Raw genomic sequence first — 17,772 nt, forward strand, 5'->3', positions numbered from 1 at the left:
TGGCCTACAGCTTTGCCAGCACCGCTTCAGTCGCAGCGGGGGTGGGTTCCTGATCCCAGGTATTCATCACCGCGGGAACGATCTTCTTTGCATCGTCAACGACCGTGAACCGCACATCGAGACCGGGCCGGATGAAAGTATCGGACTTCATGTGCGTCAACAGGTTGAGGAACGGCGTCCAGAACCCGTCGATGTTCGCAACGACCACGGGCTTGTCGTGTCGGCCCAGCTGCACCCACGTGAGCTGCTCGACCAGCTCCTCCAGCGTACCAACGCCGCCCGGCAGCGCCACGAACGCGCTCGACCGGTCAAACATCAGCTGCTTACGCTGGTGCATGTTTTCCGTGACGATGATCTCGTCGACGTCGCGCAGCATCGCTTCCTTCTCGACGAGAAAGTTGGGAATGATGCCGGTGACGCGCCCGCCATGCTCAAGCGTCGACCGCGCAACCTCACCCATGAGGCCGAGACTGCCGCCGCCGTAGACGAGGCCGATGTCGTTGCTGGCAAGTGACGCGCCCAGTTCCCGGGCTGCTTCCTTATAGGCCGGGTTGAGACCCAGCCCCGAGCCGCAGTAGACGCACACGTTGCGCGTATCATCCGCGGTCTTCTTCTTTCCATTCAAACGCTTCTTGCTCATTCAAACTTCCGTTCTTACTCAAAAAATCGCCCCCTCGGGGGCAAGCCTAATATGGGGATCGATTGCCCGTATGACAGCGGAGCCTACCCCCTGGATCAGCGTTAATTGCGACGCCGCAACGGCGCGGGGGCTACGCGCGTTATCCCCAATTCCCAACTCGGTTTGGCGCCCCGCCGGACTTGTGCTTAATGAGACTGACAGGACAGGCGGCAACTTAGAAAACCGCCATAAACAACGGATATCCCCGCCCTAATCCGGCGTGGGATTGTCGGGGAATGCGTCATGACGGGTGTGCGTATCCTCTTCGTGCTGGCGATGTTCGGCGCGCAGGGGGCCATTGCGGCCGATACCGGGTCGCCGGGAACTTCGCCGGAATTGCGACAGCGCGCTGAAGACTTGGCCGGTGCCGCCTCTCAGCGCTTCACCGACATTCTCGATGTTGAGCACACGGCGCCTCCGCCCCACGACGCAATGACGGCGCACAACGCGCAGCCTGCCACCGGCAGCATGGCGCCCGTCTGGGATTGGCTGACACGATCGGCACAATCCTATGACGAGATCGTCATCGCCCAGCTCAAAGCCAAGGACGACTGGACGACGATCGTCGAGCGCGATGGGTCGTCGTCTTCCCCAGCACCACAGACAACGCCGCAGGTCGTGCCGGAGTTGCGCGGCTGGAACGGCCTGCTGGAGTTGGTGCGCTACTGGCTCGCCCGCGCCAACAGCACGTATCGCACCGAGATCGTCACCCCGCTGCGCATGCCTTTCGGGACGCCGGCACCGAACGTGCCGTCTCCTATGACAGCCTCAACCTCTGGTGCGGGCGCTGCCCCGACGCAGCCGCCAGAAAAGCGGCAGGCAGAAGAAGCGATCAAGCGCGAGGCGGAAGCCGCCGACAAGCAACGCCGTGAAGCGGAAGCAGCCGATGCGGAGCGGCGCGCGGCTGAAGAAAAGCGCATCGCCGCCTCAGCCGAAGAGAAGCGCAAGGCTCAGGAAGAGGCGCGTGCCCGGCTGATCGCCGAGTCCGAAGCCAAACGCAAAGCCGCAGAGGCCGAAGCCGAAAAGGCGAGACTGGCCGCCGCAGAGCAACGCGCGGCCGAGGCCAAGCGCGCGGCGGAGCAAGCCGAGGCAAAGCGCGTTGCCGACACAGAGGCGGAAGCAAAGCGCAAGGCAGAAGAGGACGCCAAACGCGCTGCCGCGGAAGCCGATGCTGCAGAGCGCCGTGCCGTAGCCGAGGCCGAAGCCCAGGCGAAGCGGCAAGCCGAGATCGACGCGGAGGCGACGCGGCGCATGCAGGCAGCCGCCGATGCGAAAGGTTCTTCACGGGCAGAGCAAGTCCCCGCTGCCAAGACTGGGACAGGACCGGTTACCGGCCCAGTGCCACCGTTCCCGCCCGCCGTCACGCAAGAAAGCTCTGACATTGCCATAGCGCCGGCGGTCCCGGAGAAAAAGCCGGGCGCCCCCGACAAGACCGCCAAAGTAGTGGCCAAATCGCGCGACGAGCTCACTGATGAAGCCGTCGAGCCGGTCGCCAATCCGTCGAAAAAGTCCAAGGTCACCGTGGCGAAGTCGTCACGGGCAGGCAAGCATGTCTATGCCAAGAAATCGAAGAGCCGCATCGCCTTCAAGAAAGCGCCGCGCAGGCACAGGAAGGCGCATTTCGGCAAGCGCAACTGGTCGCCAGGATCGATCGTCGTCGGGCGCCATTGCGCCTGCCGCTGCGGCCGTGTCCTGCTCAAGCCGCGCAAGCACCGCCATGCACATCGCTTGATGCATGCACCCAAGCACCGTGTAACGAGGCGCCATCGCGCCGTGTCGCACGGGGCTCACCGGGCCCGGCTTACGCATCGCCACCGCCTTCACTATATTGACTGAGGCGGACGGCCGGTGCTGATCCGTACTTCGGGCAAAACCCGCGGTGTGATTCCGCTGCCTTGTCCGGACAACCCTCAGCCAAGCAGGTCGCATGTCGTTTCCCCCCGCAATCCCGGCTGCCCCGAGCGATGAACGCGAGGAGGCTTATCCGGTGGCGCGGCCGAGCCATTGGGAGGCGTTGCTCGGACTCCTGCCGCTTATCTGGCCCACCAATCGCCCCGATCTGCGCCAGCGCGTGGTGCTTGCCTTCGGCGTCTTGCTGATCGCCAAACTCATCACCGTGGCCGTACCGATCTTCTACAAGGATGCCACCGACCTGCTGACGGCATCGGCCGGAAAGGGCACCGCGGACGCCGGCCGTGGTGTTCTGCTCGGGGTGGCCATGCTGATCCTCGCCTATGGCGCCGGGCGCGTGTTGATGATGGCGCTCACGCAAATGCGCGACGTCATCTTCACCGAAGTCGGCCAGAACGCGGTGCGCCAGCTCAACAACCGCACGTTCGAGCACTTGCATCGCCTGTCCCTGCGCTTCCATTTGGAGCGGCGAACCGGCGGCCTCTCTCGCGTGATCGAACGCGCAACGCGCGGCGTCGAGTTGATCATCCGTATGGGCATTCTCAATATCGTGCCCACGGCACTCGAGCTTCTGCTCGTATCCGGCATGCTGCTCTACTACTTCGACTGGCGCTACGTGGCGATCATGTACGTCACGGTCGCCGCCTACATGTGGTTCACCTTCGCCGCGAGCGAGAGGCGCATCGCCATTCGCCGTGAGATGAACGACAGCGATACCGAAGCCAATACCAAGGCGATCGACAGCCTGCTCAACTTCGAGACCGTCAAGTACTTCGGCAACGAAGATTTGGAGGCGCGAAGGTTCGACAGCTCAACGGCGCGCTATGAACAGGCCGCGATCAAGACGTTTCGTTCGCTAGCAGTGCTCAACACCGGGCAGATGCTGATCTTCACCATCGGCATGACGGCGTGCATGCTGCTCGCTGCGCGCGGTATCATTGCCGGCACGCACAGCGTTGGCGAATTCGTGATGGTCAACGCGCTGCTGATCCAGCTCTACATGCCGCTGAACTTCATGGGCATGGTGTACCGCGAAATCAAACAGGGGCTGGTTGACCTCGAAGCGATGTTTTCGCTGCTTGGCGAGCGTCCCGAAATCAAGGACCGCCCTGGCGCTAAGCCGATCAGCGTTCCCAACGGTGAAATTCGCTTCGACCACGTCAACTTCGCCTATGACGAAGGCGGCCGGCAGGTTCTGAATGACGTCACGTTCGAGGTGCCCGCGGGGAAGATGGTTGCCATCGTCGGCCCGTCTGGCGCTGGCAAGTCGACCATCGCGCGCATCCTCTTCCGCTTCTACGACATCTCCGGCGGCCGCGTGACAATCGACGGCCAGGACATCGGTGAGGTGACGCAAAAGAGCCTGCGCCACGCCATCGGCGTCGTCCCGCAAGACAGCGTCCTCTTCAACGACACCATTTTCTACAACATCAAGTACGGCCGCCCTGATGCCACCGACGAGGAGGTGTACGCCGCGGCCCGCCTCGCCCAGATCGACGCGTTCATCCGCTCGCTGCCGGACGGCTACAAAACAATGGTGGGTGAGCGCGGGTTGAAGCTATCGGGCGGCGAGAAGCAGCGCGTCGCCATCGCGCGCACGATCCTCAAGGGCCCGCCGATCCTCATTCTCGACGAGGCGACGAGCGCGCTCGACAGTCACACCGAACGCGAGATCCAGGACGCCCTCGATCAGGTGGCGAAGAATCGCACCTCGCTCGTCATTGCCCATCGCCTGTCGACGATCATTCACGCCGACAACATCCTCGTTCTCGAGAAGGGACGCGTAGTCGAGCAGGGAACGCACGAGCAGCTCATCGCCAAGGGTGGGCTCTATGCAGGCCTGTGGACGCGTCAGCGTCAGGCCGAAAAGGCGCGCGAGAACCTGGCTCACGTCCTCGACGATGCCGAGCGTGCTGGTGCGCTCGACGCCGAGGACGTCAAGCTCATGAGTGCCGAATAAAAAAAAGCCGGCCGCCTGGCGGGGCGACCGGCACGGGACGAACGACGATGCGGGATGCCATCGGGAGGATCGTCGTCAGTTCCGATTGAAACTCATTGGGTCACGTTCTTCAGCAGTTCGTCCCATCTCTTCTTCGCGCCGCCCGGCGCCTTGAAGGCATCGAGCTGCGCCTTGTTCGTCGGTTCGCCCGCCACGATCAGCGCCACCATGCCCATGGTGAAATGCGGCAGGCATTTGATTCCGTAGTAGCCCGGCTTTTCAACCACGAATTCAGCGTCCTGGTTCATCTCGCCCTTGAGCAGCTCGACGCCCTCGGGCCAGACGTCTTTGATCGCCTCGGCGTTGTGGTTCTTGTCGACGAGCGTGAACTTCACCGTGTCTCCCGGTTCGACTTTCAGAAAATCGGGCTCGAACACCATGAACTTGCCCTTGCCATTGGTGTTCTTGATCTTGATCTCGTGCTCGGCCGCCGATGACGCAGTGCCTGCAAATGCCAGTACCAGCGCCGCCATTGCGACCAGTCCAGTGACCCTCATTACGTCCTCCGCTTATTCTATACACAAGAAGTATAGAAATGTCACGCGCTTCGTCAACGAGTTCTCGTTGCCATCTGCGGCAAACAGGGCTCCTTCAGCTTCGTTAGTGCGACGGCAGTCTCTACCGGCTAGCCTGGACTGTGCGGCGCGATGGACATGCCGTTGGGAACGGCGCGATGTGGAAGCAACTCAGGCTCGAACTGGAGATCGCCGCGCGCGAGATCGGCAGTCTCGTTAACGAGGCGGCGCTGCATCTCGGCAGGGCTGTCCTGCTTTTGTGGGAGTTCGTCCGCCCGGCCGTCGTCTTCGCCCTCAACATCCTCCTCGCGCTCATTCTCTTGTTCGAGGAGTGGGGGTGGGAGCCGCTCTCGAACCTGCTTGCCCGCCTCGCGCGCTATCCCCTCTGGGCCAAGCTCGAGCAGCTTATCGCCGGCCTGCCGCCGTATGGAGCGCTGCTGGCTCTCGCTATCCCGAGCGCCGTGCTCATTCCGGCCAAACTGCTAGGTGTCTATTTTCTCACGACTGGCCATCTGATCAGCGCCGCTGTCGTCATCTTCCTAGCCAAGATCGCATCGACCGCACTCATCGCGCGCATCTTCTTGCTGACGAAGCCGGCGTTGATGCAGATCGGTTGGTTCGCCCGCGCCTATGGCATCTTCGTGCCGTGGCAGGAGGCGCTTTTTGCCCGCGTCCGTGCATCGTGGGCGTGGCGCTACGGCCGCGTCGTCAAATGGCGCGCCAAACATGCCATGCATGATGCTTGGCTTAAGCTCCGCCCGAGTCTGGATGAGCTTTGGTTCCGCATGCGGCCGACGGTCGACCGCCTCACGTTGCGGCTGCGCGATTTCGGCAACAACGTCATGCAGCGGATTTCTGCTCTGCGCCGGCCCGAAAGGCACGACCTGCCGCCGCCCGATCTTCGCTAGCTGACGTTGAGCGGCACCTTCTCGACCGTCGTCGTGCCGCCATCGTCGAGCCAGGTGAGCGTCAGAGTGCCCGGTCCCGGCACGCGCATGAAGAATGCGATGTATGGATTAGCCGCGATCCCCGAGCCGAGCGTCGCCGAGAAAACGTCTTCGCCTTCGAAGCTCGCCGTGAACGTGTGAATGATGTCGCGCGGGATGATGTTGCCAGCGGCATCCTTCCGGTTGCCGGTCTCCATGATGTGCGTCGCCAGCGTTTTGATCTCGATGATCTCACCGGCGTTGATCGTCTCGGGCACCTTGATGCGTGGCGGCTTCTTCATCATCGCGCGGCCCTCCTAGATTCCACAGCCGCCGACTTTGACGTCGACCTTTCGACGCGCAACGAGAATGCGCCCGCCTGACAGTTCAGCCACGGCGACGACGTCTTGCGTCTTTGCCAGCCGCATCCGGCTCGTCACCTGAGCCTTCCCCGATAAGAGCGTAAAGCGGAACGTCGCAACCTCCGCGCGCGGGTTCGCAGTTGAGAGTAGATGTACCGCTGTGACGTGATCGTCCGCCGTCATCGGGCTCTCCACCGCGAGCGCCACCGGCACATAATCGCCGTTCTCAACGCTATCGGGCAGGTCGAGCGTCAATCCGGCCTCCTGAGGCACCCCCTTGCCGATCAGTGTGTTGAAAGCGGCATTGAACTCGGCGGACGGCGTCGCCGCCGGCTCCGCCCGCGCACCGTCGATGCTGCACAGCAGCGCAATGAGAGCGACAGCGGCGCTGCCTTCGAGCAGAAATGTGCGACGGTCCAGCACTTGGCGCCTCTCTCAGGGTCTCATCAGCGCGTCGAAGCTCAACAAAGGTTATGTTGCCGGGCGCGCCGCGCGAGGGCTACGATACCGGCAACGACGGGCCGGCAACAAGGCACCAAGCAATGATCGATCGCAGGGAATTCGGACGGCTCCTGGGGGGAGCGGCACTGACGGCAGCTGGCGCATCCTGGATCGGCGCGCCGGCTCTGGCCAAAGGCGCGGCCAGGATCGTCATCGTCGGCGGCGGGGCAGGGGGCGGCACCGTCGCCCGCATCCTCAAGACGGAAGCGCCAAACCTTCACGTCACCATCGTCGAAAAGCGCGACATCTACACCTCATGCTTCAACTCGAACCACTTCTTCGGCGGCTTTCGCACCTTCGCCTCGCTGCAGCACAGCTATGACGGCTTACGCAAGCTCGGCATCGAGGTGCTGAACGAAACGGCGACCGACGTCGACCCCGCCAAGAAGACCGTCAAGCTCTCCGCCGGCGAGAGGCTTCCCTACGATCAGCTCGTTCTGTCACCCGGCATCGATTTCAATTACGGCGCCATCGAAGGCTATTCCGCAACGGCCGCCGAGATCATGCCGCACGCATGGAAAGCCGGGCCGCAGACGCTGTTGCTGATGAAGCAGCTCGAGTCCATGGACGACGGCGGCGTCGTCATCATGACGGTGCCGGACAACCCCTATCGCTGCCCGCCCGGACCTTATGAGCGCGCATGCATGATCGCGCATTACCTAAAAACGCATAAGCCGAAGTCGAAGCTGGTCATCTTCGATGCCAAGCGCATGTTCTCAAAGCAGGCCGCGTTCGAGGAAGCTTTCGACAAATATTATTCCGGCATCATCGACCTCAATCTCACCAACGAGATCGACGATTTCCGCGTCGTCCGTGTCGACCCCAAGGCTCTCGAAGTCGAGACGGCGTCGGGCACGAAACTCAAGGGCGCGGTCGTGAATGTCATCCCCCCGCAGACGGCTGGCGACATCGCCATCGCCGCTGGATGCGCCGGTGCCAATGGCTGGTGCCCGATCAAACCGGCGAACTTTGCTTCGGCACTGGTCGACGGCATCCACGTCATTGGCGATGCAGCGATCGCCAACGACATGCCGAAGTCGGCATATTCGGCCAATAGCCAGGGCAGGGTCGTTGCGGCCGATATTCTGGCAGCGCTTGCCGGAGCCGAGCCGGTTGCAGCGCGCTACCGCAATACGTGCTGGTCTCTTCTCGCCGCGGACGACAGCATAAAGATCGGCGCCGACTACACGCCGGGCGAGAAAGACGGCAAGCCGCTGCTCGTCCCGCACGGGCCTTTTGTTTCTCAGGCGCACGAAACAGCCGCGATGCGCCGCAAGAACTACGAAGAGGGCCTGGCGTGGTACCACGCCATCATCGCCGATGCTTTCAACGATAATACCGCTTTGATGCATAAGGGCTGATCTGCAGCCAGCGGCTGACACTTAAGTCTCACACGCAACATAAACGCGCTATAATCCGCCGCTGCGATCACCGAGCGGCCGGTTTGCGGTCGCGTCGACAAATTGGCACATACTGCAAGCAGGCATTGAGCTTAACGCCAATGCAACGTGCCGAGCGTTAGGTTGCCGTCTGAAGCGGGCCTGCCCAAGTTACGAACCGCGGAGACAAAAACATGATCGAGCTCTTCTTCTGTCTGGCGCTTCTGGCTGGCACGCTCGCTCTAGGTATGTACAAGCCCCCGCTGTGGGGCTGGGCTGCGGCGCTCGCGCTGTCAGCGCTCACTTGGCAATCTGCCGCCGTGCATGGCTCGACCGGGCTGTTCGGCGCCATCCTCTGGATCATGGCGCTCGCCTTCGCCGCCCTCGCCATTCCTTCAATTCGCCGCGACTTCGTCAGCGCCCGCGTGCTGAAATTCGTGCGCGGTACGCTGCCGAAGGTATCCGATACCGAGCAGCAGGCACTCGACGCCGGCACGACTGGCTTCGACGCGGAACTTTTCTCCGGCACACCTGACTGGAACAAGCTGCGCGCTATCGCGCCGGTCGTGCTGACCCCCGCCGAGCAGGCATTCCTCGACGGACCGACCGAGGAGCTGTGTCGCCTCGCCAACGATTGGCAGATCCGCCACGCACAGCGCGAGATCCCCGACAACATCTGGGACTTCGTCAAGAAGCACGGCTTCCTGGGCATGCTGATCTCCAAGGAGCACGGCGGCCTCGGCTTCTCTCCCCAGGCGCAGTCTCTCATCATCGGCAAGATCGCCTCGCGCTCGCCTGACGTTGCTATCATCGTGATGGTGCCGAACTCGCTCGGCCCTGGCGAGCTTATCGAGAAATACGGCACCGACCAGCAGAAGCGCTACTACCTGCCGCGCCTCGCCCGCGGCGAGGAGATCCCGTGCTTTGCGTTGACCGGCCCGACCTCCGGTTCCGACGCAGCGACGATGCGCGATATCGGTACGGTTATCCGCGGCCCCGACGGCAGCCCCGCTATTCGCCTGTCGTGGGACAAGCGCTACATCACGCTCGCCCCCAAGGCGACGCTTCTTGGCCTCGCATTCCGCCTGTTCGATCCGGAGAACATTCTCGGCGAAGGCGAGAACCCCGGCATTACGCTGGCGCTCATACCGACGCATCATCCCGGCGTGCAGATCGGTCGCCGCCACTTGCCGGCAGGCAATGCCTTCCCCAACGGTCCGACCACAGGCCGCGATGTCACGATCCCGGTGGAATGGATCATCGGCGGACAGGAGATGGCCGGCCGCGGCTGGAGCATGTTGATGGAATGCCTCGCTGCCGGCCGCGCGATTTCGCTTCCGTCTACGGCAACGGCGGGCGCCAAGGCGATGCTGCGTTTCTCCAGCGCCTACGCGCGCATTCGCAAGCAGTTCGGCCTTCCCATCTCGCGCATGGAAGGCGTTGAGGAGGCGCTCGCGCGCCAGGTCGAGACCGCATATGCGACGGAAGCCGCCCGCGCCGTCACCGCGGCCATGGTCGCACGCGGCGAGCGCCCGTCGGTCATCTCTGCACTGATGAAGTATCAGACCACCGAGCGCATGCGCCGTGCGGTCAACGACGCCTTCGACATCCACGGCGGCCGCGCCATCTGCGACGGTCCTTCGAATTATCTGCAAGCGCCCTATCAGATGGTGCCCATCGGTGTCACCGTTGAAGGTGCCAACATCCTGACGCGCACGCTCATCACGTTCGCGCAGGGCACGCTGCGCTCGCATCCCTATCTCTATCGCGAGATCAAGGCGGCGCAAGATCCAGATCGCACGCGCGGGCTCGACGATTTCGACCGCGCCTTCGGCGAGCACGTCTCGTTCTCGGTCGCCAATGCTTGCGGCGCGCTCGCGCACAATCTCACCGGCGCCATCTTCGCATCCGCGCCCGAGAAGGCGTTTGATACCGCCAACTGGTATCGCCAGCTTGCACGCTGCGCCCGCAGCTTCGCCTTCGTCGCCGACGTGACGGTGGCAACGCTCGGAGGCAGCCTCAAGACCAAGCAGAAGCTCGCCGGCCGCCTCGCCGATGCGCTATCGGAGCTCTACATCCTCGCCTGCGTACTGAAGCGCTACGAGGACGACGGCCGCCTCTCCAGCGACCGCGTCTTCGTCGACCTCGTCGCCATGAACGCGCTCTATCGCTTCCAGGAGGCAATGCGCGGCGTGATCGACAACTTCCCGATCCCCGCCGCGCGCTGGGCGATGCGCCTCGTCGTCTTCCCCTTGGGCGCACGCTTCCGTCCGGCGCCCGACAGGCTCGGCCATCGCGCCGTGAAGACAATCATGGAGACGCCTGCCGCCCGAGATCGGCTCACGCGCTACATCTACGTATCGAAAGATCCCGATGACGCGACTGGCTTGCTTGAAATTGCCATGAAGAAGTCGATCGCCGCCGAGGAAGCCGAGAAGAAGCTCGACCGCGCCATCCGTTCCGGCCTGATCCGCTGCTATCACGGCATCGATTGGATCGGTGAGGCGATCGACAAGGGCGTCGTAACGGAGAGCGAGGGACAGCAGCTGCGCGAGCTGGAAGCGCTCGTTGCCCGCGCCATATCTGTCGATCATTTCGACGCTGCCACGTTGAAGCCCAACTATCGCGCGACCCCGGGCACGGCGATGCACACCAACGCACGCGGGTACGGAAACGAAGCCGCCGAGTAACACAGCACGCACATTGGGCGGCTAGATCACATCCGTCCGAGCCTGCGTGAGAGGAGTAGCGATGTTCAAAGCCGTTTCCCGGCCTTTGCCGAACTTGAAGGACTGGCGCTTCTCCATTGATCAGTGGGGCATCGCCTGGGCCGAGTTCGACCGCGAAGGCGAAAGCCAGAATGCGCTTGGCCAGCGTCCGCTCGAAGAGCTGGGCGAGATCATCGCCGAGATCGAGAAGCGTGGACGCGACAAGCAGGTCGTCGGCCTCGTTATTCTCTCCGGCAAGGAGCGTGGCTTCATCGTCGGCGCCGACATCCGCGAGTTTGCCGACCTGCGAACAGAGACCGACGTCGTCGACAAACTGCGCCCCGTGACGGGCCTCTTCGACCGCATCGAAAATCTGCCGATCCCCGTGGTGTGCGCCATCAACGGTTTCTGCCTTGGCGGCGGGCTGGAGCTGGCCCTCGCCTGTCACTATCGCATAGCCACGCGCGATTCCGGTACCAAGCTCGGTTTTCCCGAGGTCAAGCTCGGCATCTTCCCTGGCTTCAATGGAACCGTGCGGGCGATCCGCCAGGCCGGTGCGCCGGCTGCCATGACGGTGATGCTGACCGGCAAGATGATGTCGGCATCAGCCGCGCGCGCCATGGGCCTCGTCGATCAGCTCGTCGAAAGCCGTGGTGCGCTCCCCTGGGCTGCGCGCAAAGCAATCCTGTCAAAACGCAAGTCCAAACCAGCGGGCTTTGCCAAGCGCATGCTCGATGTATGGCCGGTACGCAATCTGCTCGCGCGCCGCATGCGCGATCAGTTGTCGAAGAAGGCACGCGAAGCACACTATCCCGCGCCCTACCGGCTCATCGACCTTTACGAGACCTACGGCGGCAACGACGAGGCGATGAAGGCCGCTGAATCGCGCGCCTTTGCACCGCTGATGGTGTCCGACCAGTCGCGCAATCTGCGTCGGGTATTCTGGCTTTCAGAACTGCTGAAAGGGCAAGCGCCCAAAAAGCTCGATTGGCGCCCGCAGCGCGTGCACGTCATCGGTGCCGGCACCATGGGCGCCGATATCGCCGGCTGGTGTGTTGCCGCGGGAATGGAAGTGACGCTGCAGGATGTTTCGCCCGAGCAGATCGCCAAGGGTATCGCCGCGCAAGGCAAGCTTATCGCCCGCAAGTTCAAAACCAAGGCGCAGCGCGACGCCGCCAAGACGCGTCTGATCGCAGATCCGGCTGGCGATGGCATCCCGCGCGCCGATGTCGTTATCGAGGCAATTGTCGAGAAGCTCGACATCAAGCGCAAGGTGCTCGCCGACGTCGAAGCGCGTATGAAGCCCGGCTCGGTTCTAGCGACCAACACATCCTCGCTGCAGATCGAGGACATCGCCGCCGGCCTCGCCGATCCCGGACGTTTGATTGGCCTGCACTTCTTCAATCCCGTGGCGCTGATGCCGCTCGTCGAAGTTGTGCGCGGCACGCAATCGCGCGAGGACGAGGTAAGGCGCGGTGCCGCCTTCGTCGCTGCCATCGACAAATTCCCGCTCATCACCAAGAGCGTGCCTGGCTTCCTCGTCAACCGCGTGCTGACGCCATACATGTTCGGCGCCATGAAGCGGCTGCAGGAGGGCGAGAGCAAGGAGCGCATCGACGAGGCCGCGCGCGCCTTTGGCATGCCGATGGGCCCGATCGAGCTGGCCGACACCGTCGGCCTCGACGTCTGCGCCCACGTCGCCAAGATCCTCAATTATCCATCGGCCGGATCGGCGCTCGAGCAACTCGCTGCTGCCGGCAAGCTCGGCAAGAAGACAGGCGAGGGCTTCTACGTCTGGCAGGCCGGGAAGCCGATCAGGGATCCGCGCCGCACCGATACGGAAGAGATGGAAGAACTCGGCCGCGAGCTGATCCAACCGCTGATCGACGAGGCGCAGAAGTCCCTCGACGCCGGCATCGTGGAGAACGCCGATCTGGTCGACGCGGCCGTCATCTTCGGAACCGGCTTTGCGCCGTTCCGCGGTGGACCGTTGCATTACAAGGCATCAGAGAGCCCTCCAGCCCCCGCGCATGCGGCGGCTGCAGAGTAGGCAAGGGGAGATAGTCACGATGCAACGTTTCTTGAGACGCGTCGCGGTGATTGGCGGAGCCCGCATTCCCTTCTGCCGCTCGAACACGCTTTACGCTGATCAGACCAATCTCGACCTGATGACGGGCGCGCTCAATGCACTCGTTGATCGCTACAACCTAAAGAACCAGCACATCGACGAGGTCGTCGGCGGCGCGGTCATCACGCACTCGAAGGACTTCAACCTGACGCGCGAAGCCGTGCTCGGCACGCGTCTCAAGCCGTCTACGCCAGGCATCACCATGATGCAGGCATGCGGCACCAGCCTTCAGGGCGCGCTCGGCAGCGCCGCAAAGATCGCTACGGGAGACATCGATTGCGCCATAGCCGTCGGCTCCGATACGACATCTGATGCGCCGCTCACCGTTTCGAAAAAACTGGCGCAACGTCTGATCAAGCTTGGTCAGCAGAAGACGTTCCTCGACAAGCTGAAGCTGTTCAAAGGCTTCTCGCCTAGGGAGCTGGTGCCTAACGCGCCGGCCAACGCCGAGCCTCGCACCGGCCTGTCGATGGGCCAGCACGCCGAGCTGATGGCCCAGGAATGGAACATCTCGCGCGCCGAGCAGGACGCGTTCGCGCTCGAAAGTCATCGCAAGGCGGCTGAAGCCTATCGCTCCGGCTACATGGACGATCTCGTCACGCCCTTCGCCGGTGTCTTCCGCGACAACAACATCCGGGCCGATGCCACAGCCGAAAAGCTCGCGTCCCTCAAAACCTCGTTCGACAAGACCGAGCGAGGCACGCTGACGGCAGCCAACTCGACGCCCCTGACCGACGGCGCCGCCGCCGTGCTGCTGGCCTCTGAGGATTGGGCGACGAAGCACGGCCTTCCCGTCCAGGCCTACATCACCTATTCGCAGACCGCCGCGAACGACTTCGTCGGCGGGGACGGCCTGCTGATGGCCCCAACCATCGCCATCTCGCACATGTTGGAGCGCGCCGGCCTCACACTTCAGGATTTCGACTTTTACGAGATCCATGAGGCGTTCGCCGCGCAGGTGCTGGCCACGCTCAAGGCATTCGAGGATCCGATCTATTGCCAGGAGGTGCTCGGCCGCGCCGCGCCAATGGGCAGCATCGACCGCGCCAAGCTCAATGTGCACGGCTCCTCGATCGCCGTCGGCCATCCGTTTGCGGCAACCGGCGCGCGCATCCTCGGCAACCTCGCGCACATGCTCTCGCAGCATCACGGCCGCGGCCTGATCTCGATTTGCACTGCCGGCGGCATGGGTGTCGCGGCGATTCTCGAATCGAAGGATGCCGCCGAGTTGCACCAAGCCGCCTAGTACCTCGACACGGGCGGCTAGCCCCTCGACACAGGCGGGAAGGTATGCGAGCACCGCGGGCGGGTAGCAACGCGGGGTCTCATCCGGCATGGGCAAGGACAAGAGCGGCAAGGCCGAAAAACAGCTTGCAGCGGCCAAGGCGCTGGCGCGCGATCTGGGCAAAAAGCTCGACCTCAACGCCTCGCTGCGGCTGTGGGACGGTTCGCTGACTCCGCTCGGCAAGAACGTCACTGGCCCGTTCGAGCTTTCCATCGCCGACGCCGGCGTGATCGGCTCGCTGCTGCGCTGGCCGACGCTCGACAACTTCATCCGCCACTACGTCGACAAGGGCATCGACTTTTCCGGCGGCACGCTGATAGACCTCGGCTCGCAACTCAACAAGGGCGGCCGCTCGGTGAAGCTCAAGGGCCGCGATGCCCTGAAGCTGCTGGGCCAGCTTTCGCCCTTCCTGTTTGCACGCACGGACGACGCTGCCGACAATCAGGGCTTCGAAGGCGAGATCACCGGCCGCCGCCGCAAGGTCGCCGACAACAAGGATTTCATCCAGTTCCACTACGACCTGTCGAATGATTTCTACGCGCTCTTCCTCGACCCCGAGATGGTTTATTCGTGCGCGTACTACACCGACTGGAACAACGACGTCGCGCAGGCGCAGCGCGACAAGCTGGAAATGATCTGCCGGAAGCTGCGGCTGAAGCCCGGCGATCGCTTCCTCGACATCGGTTGCGGCTGGGGTGGCCTCATCTGCCACGCGGCCAAAAACTACGGCGTCACTGCGCACGGCATCACCTTGTCGGAAGAGCAGCTCGCCTTCGCCAAGGAGAAAATCAAGCGCCTTGGCCTTGAGGACCGCGTCACCGTCGAACTGAAAGACTATTCGATGATGACGGGGACCTTCGACAAGATTGCCTCCATCGGCATGTACGAGCACATCGGCCTCAAGAACATCCCCGGCTACATGGGCAAGATGCAGTCATTGCTGGCGCAGGACGGACTGTTCCTCAATCACGCCATTTCTCGCCGCGCGCCCAAGCAGGGCTGGTTCAAGCGCCGCATGCGTCCTGAGCAGAAGGCGATCGCCAAGTACATCTTCCCCGGCGGCGAGCTGGACGACATCGGGCACTCGATCTTCGCCATGGAGCGCGCCGCCTTCGAGGTGCTGGATGTCGAGGCATGGCGTCTGCATTACGCGCGCACCTGCAAGCTCTGGTGCGAGCGCCTGACCGAACGGCGCGAGGAAGCCCTGAAATACGTCAGCGAGGAAAAGTACCGCATCTGGGTGGCATATCTGGCCGGCGTCTCGCTCGCGTTCTCGCGCGGCACGCTGCGCATCTACCAGACGTTGGTTTCAAAGAACGCCAAGCGCCCGCCCGCCGTGCCCCCATCACGCGCCGATCTCTACCGCCGAGCGGGGCCGCTTACGCCGGAGCACGCGCCTTTGCGTCTTCCTCGGCCTTGAGCTCCTTCTTCGACAGCTTGCCGATCATCGTCTTCGGCAGCTCGTCGCGGAATTCGATCTGCGAGGGCATCTCGATCTTGGAGATGCGCGCGGCCAGGTGCTCGAGCATCTCCTCGACCGTGGCGCTCATGCCTTCCTTCAGGCGCACGAACGCCTTCGGCGCCTCGCCGCGCTTCTTGTCGCGGATGCCGATCACTGTCACCTCGGCCACGGCAGGGTGCTCGTAGATCGCTTCCTCGACGCGCCGCGGATAGACATTGAAGCCCGACGAGATGATGAGGTCCTTGATCCGGTCCTCAATGAAGAAATACCCGTCCGCGTCCATGCGTGCCACATCGCCCGTCCGCAAGAACTCGCCGACCATCTGGTCGGCCGTCTCCTTCGGCCGCTTGTAATATCCGCGCATCACCTGCGGACCGCTGACGCAGATCTCGCCCTTTTCGCCGAGCGGCACCTCCTGCGTCGGATCGGCAAGGTCGCGCAGTGACACTACGGTTCCCGCCAGCGGCATGCCGATCGATCCAGGCTTAACGGGACCGGCGATCGGATTGCAGGTCACCACGGGCGAAGCCTCGGACAACCCATAGCCCTCTACGACATTGCACCCGGTCACCTTCTCGAAACGCTGCTTCACCTCGATGGGCAACGCCGCGCCGCCGCACAGGCAGAACTTCAGCGAGGACAGGTCATGGCTGCCAATCTTCGGATGGTTGAGCAGCGCGTTGAACAGTGTCGGCACTCCCGGCAGCACCGTCGGCCGCGTCTTGTCGATCAGCTTCAAAGCCTCATCAAGGTTGAAGCGCGGCATGATGATGATCTCCGCCGCGTGCGCGATGCCAAGGTTCATGACGACGGTCAGCGCAAATACGTGGAAAAATGGGAGCACCGCAAACACCCGCTCCACGCCGTCTTCCAGCTCCGGCGCCGTCGCCGACACCTGCTGCACGTTCACGTAGACGTTGGCATGGCTCAACATGGCCCCTTTGGGGGTGCCGGTGGTCCCGCCCGTGTACTGCAGCACGGCGATATCGTTGATGGGGTCGATTGCGACGGGGGCAGGCTGGCCGCTGGCAGCCATCACTTCGGCTTCGAGAAGCAGCTTCTCGCGCACGGGAGAGGCCGCGGGATTGCCCAACTCACGTGCCCGGAACAGCCGGAACAGCGTCGCCTTGGCCAATGGCAGCAACGCAGGAAACGAAGCGACGACAGCGCGTTGCAGGCAACCGCCCGTGATGAGCTGCTCCACCTTGTCCAGAAGCACTTTGAGGTCGAGCGTCACCATCAGCTCGGTGTCGCTGTCCTTCACCTGCTGGCTCAGCTCCGCCACAGTATAGAGTGGATTGAAATTAACGACGGTGCCGCCGGCCTTGAGGATCGCGAAGAAGTAGACGATGAACGTCGGGGAGTTCGGCAGCAGAAGGCCGACTTTCGTGCCTTTCTTGACGCCTAGCTGCTGCAACCCGAGCGTCGCCTGCTCGACTTGCCGCCCAAGCTCGGCGTAAGTCAGTGTCCGACCTAGGAAATTGGTACAGGTGAGGGACCCGAAGCGCGCCACTGCGTCGTCGAGCAACTGATAGAGTGGCGCGACCTTTAGAGGCATATGCCAGTCAACGCCGCGCGGGTAGTGATCCAGCCAAGGCATGGCTGGCTGCGACGCGTTGGCCGGAGGCCGGGTGCGGACCATCGTCGACATCCTCGAGCGTCTCCCGGGCTAGACTACTGGTCGCAGTATAGCGCCAGGCCTATTGCCGGACAGTTGCGGTCGCTCAGCCGCAAATGCAATAACAGGAGCTTGAAAGCCGCCTTGTTATTGAACACGTTTCGCCCGCAAGGACCAAGCGGAAGGTTACGGCGATCGGCGGCAGAGCAACGGTTGTGAAGAGGTTTTGCTGTACCTTGAATGACAGCTGGCGCATGGAAACCGCTCTATGCGTTTGCCAACCCGGCCCCTCCGGCCGG

General features: G+C 63.1%; 13 protein-coding genes. 8 read left to right on the forward strand and 5 right to left on the reverse strand.

Annotation, left to right across the window (positions count from 1 at the left end; all coding sequences use genetic code 11):
• Positions 1–4: 4 nt before the first annotated feature.
• Positions 5–640: an LOG family protein gene (locus NDB2M4_RS16950; RefSeq protein ID WP_072377187.1), complete on the reverse strand. Its 636-nt coding sequence runs from the start codon at positions 638–640 to the stop codon at positions 5–7.
• A gap of 282 nt (positions 641–922) precedes the next feature.
• On the opposite strand from NDB2M4_RS16950, the gene NDB2M4_RS16955 reads away from it, so the two are divergent.
• Positions 923–2,515, forward strand: coding sequence for a hypothetical protein (locus tag NDB2M4_RS16955; protein ID WP_072377190.1), 1,593 nt, complete (start codon positions 923–925; stop codon positions 2,513–2,515).
• A gap of 91 nt (positions 2,516–2,606) precedes the next feature.
• Positions 2,607–4,550, forward strand: coding sequence for an ABCB family ABC transporter ATP-binding protein/permease (locus tag NDB2M4_RS16960; protein WP_083556535.1), 1,944 nt, complete (start codon positions 2,607–2,609; stop codon positions 4,548–4,550).
• Positions 4,551–4,642: 92 nt separating this feature from the next.
• Here the strand turns inward: NDB2M4_RS16960 and NDB2M4_RS16965 are convergent, their stop codons facing one another.
• A complete protein-coding gene (locus NDB2M4_RS16965; protein ID WP_072377192.1) occupies positions 4,643–5,086 on the reverse strand; it encodes a pseudoazurin in 444 nt (147 codons plus the stop codon).
• 176 nt (positions 5,087–5,262) lie between these two features.
• Between NDB2M4_RS16965 and NDB2M4_RS20390 the strand changes: the two genes are divergently transcribed.
• Positions 5,263–6,012, forward strand: a complete 750-nt coding sequence (locus tag NDB2M4_RS20390) for a hypothetical protein (protein WP_072377194.1) — start codon at positions 5,263–5,265, stop codon at positions 6,010–6,012.
• On the opposite strand, the gene soxZ is transcribed toward NDB2M4_RS20390, so the two are convergent.
• Positions 6,009–6,335 (reverse strand): thiosulfate oxidation carrier complex protein SoxZ, encoded by a 327-nt coding sequence (gene soxZ / locus NDB2M4_RS16975; protein ID WP_072377196.1) that lies wholly within the window; start codon positions 6,333–6,335, stop codon positions 6,009–6,011. The two genes, NDB2M4_RS20390 and soxZ, sit on opposite strands and share 4 nt — an antisense overlap.
• A 12-nt stretch (positions 6,336–6,347) precedes the next feature.
• Positions 6,348–6,815, reverse strand: a complete 468-nt coding sequence (locus tag NDB2M4_RS16980; protein ID WP_072377198.1) for a thiosulfate oxidation carrier protein SoxY — start codon at positions 6,813–6,815, stop codon at positions 6,348–6,350.
• A gap of 119 nt (positions 6,816–6,934) precedes the next feature.
• Here NDB2M4_RS16980 and NDB2M4_RS16985 point away from each other — a divergent pair, with 119 nt between their 5' ends.
• From NDB2M4_RS16985 to NDB2M4_RS17005, 5 genes are all read left to right on the forward strand, one after another.
• A complete protein-coding gene (locus NDB2M4_RS16985; protein WP_072378248.1) occupies positions 6,935–8,254 on the forward strand; it encodes an NAD(P)/FAD-dependent oxidoreductase in 1,320 nt (439 codons plus the stop codon).
• A 212-nt stretch (positions 8,255–8,466) separates the two neighbouring features.
• Positions 8,467–10,962: an acyl-CoA dehydrogenase gene (locus NDB2M4_RS16990; RefSeq protein ID WP_072377200.1), complete on the forward strand. Its 2,496-nt coding sequence runs from the start codon at positions 8,467–8,469 to the stop codon at positions 10,960–10,962.
• A gap of 61 nt (positions 10,963–11,023) precedes the next feature.
• Complete coding sequence (locus NDB2M4_RS16995; protein WP_072377202.1) at positions 11,024–13,030, forward strand: 3-hydroxyacyl-CoA dehydrogenase NAD-binding domain-containing protein; 2,007 nt, start codon at positions 11,024–11,026, stop codon at positions 13,028–13,030.
• 19 nt (positions 13,031–13,049) lie between these two features.
• Entirely contained in the window at positions 13,050–14,354 is a 1,305-nt protein-coding gene (locus NDB2M4_RS17000; RefSeq protein ID WP_072377204.1) for an acetyl-CoA C-acetyltransferase, read from the forward strand.
• Between the two features lie 88 nt (positions 14,355–14,442).
• The gene (locus tag NDB2M4_RS17005) at positions 14,443–15,813 is read left to right on the forward strand and encodes an SAM-dependent methyltransferase (protein WP_072377206.1); all 1,371 of its coding nucleotides are present in this window, start codon (positions 14,443–14,445) and stop codon (positions 15,811–15,813) included.
• Here the strand turns inward: NDB2M4_RS17005 and NDB2M4_RS17010 are convergent.
• Positions 15,773–17,506 (reverse strand): long-chain-fatty-acid--CoA ligase, encoded by a 1,734-nt coding sequence (locus tag NDB2M4_RS17010; RefSeq protein ID WP_083556537.1) that lies wholly within the window; start codon positions 17,504–17,506, stop codon positions 15,773–15,775. The two genes, NDB2M4_RS17005 and NDB2M4_RS17010, sit on opposite strands and share 41 nt — an antisense overlap.
• Between the last annotated feature and the right edge of the window lie 266 nt (positions 17,507–17,772).

Source organism: Hyphomicrobium sp. NDB2Meth4 (assembly GCF_900117445.1).
GTDB lineage: Bacteria > Pseudomonadota > Alphaproteobacteria > Rhizobiales > Hyphomicrobiaceae > Hyphomicrobium_A.

Excerpts from the sequence above, each read along its gene's own strand:
- NDB2M4_RS17010 (WP_083556537.1), bottom strand. The coding sequence starts at position 17,506 with ATGTCGACGATGGTCCGCACCCGGCCTCCGGCCAACGCGTCGCAGCCA.
- NDB2M4_RS16965 (WP_072377192.1), bottom strand. The coding sequence starts at position 5,086 with ATGAGGGTCACTGGACTGGTCGCAATGGCGGCGCTGGTACTGGCATTT.
- NDB2M4_RS20390 (WP_072377194.1), top strand. The coding sequence starts at position 5,263 with ATGTGGAAGCAACTCAGGCTCGAACTGGAGATCGCCGCGCGCGAGATC.
- NDB2M4_RS16995 (WP_072377202.1), top strand. The coding sequence starts at position 11,024 with ATGTTCAAAGCCGTTTCCCGGCCTTTGCCGAACTTGAAGGACTGGCGC.
- NDB2M4_RS16990 (WP_072377200.1), top strand. The coding sequence starts at position 8,467 with ATGATCGAGCTCTTCTTCTGTCTGGCGCTTCTGGCTGGCACGCTCGCT.
- soxZ (WP_072377196.1), bottom strand. The coding sequence starts at position 6,335 with ATGATGAAGAAGCCGCCACGCATCAAGGTGCCCGAGACGATCAACGCC.
- NDB2M4_RS16955 (WP_072377190.1), top strand. The coding sequence starts at position 923 with ATGACGGGTGTGCGTATCCTCTTCGTGCTGGCGATGTTCGGCGCGCAG.
- NDB2M4_RS16985 (WP_072378248.1), top strand. The coding sequence starts at position 6,935 with ATGATCGATCGCAGGGAATTCGGACGGCTCCTGGGGGGAGCGGCACTG.
- NDB2M4_RS16960 (WP_083556535.1), top strand. The coding sequence starts at position 2,607 with ATGTCGTTTCCCCCCGCAATCCCGGCTGCCCCGAGCGATGAACGCGAG.
- NDB2M4_RS16950 (WP_072377187.1), bottom strand. The coding sequence starts at position 640 with ATGAGCAAGAAGCGTTTGAATGGAAAGAAGAAGACCGCGGATGATACG.
- NDB2M4_RS17005 (WP_072377206.1), top strand. The coding sequence starts at position 14,443 with ATGGGCAAGGACAAGAGCGGCAAGGCCGAAAAACAGCTTGCAGCGGCC.
- NDB2M4_RS17000 (WP_072377204.1), top strand. The coding sequence starts at position 13,050 with ATGCAACGTTTCTTGAGACGCGTCGCGGTGATTGGCGGAGCCCGCATT.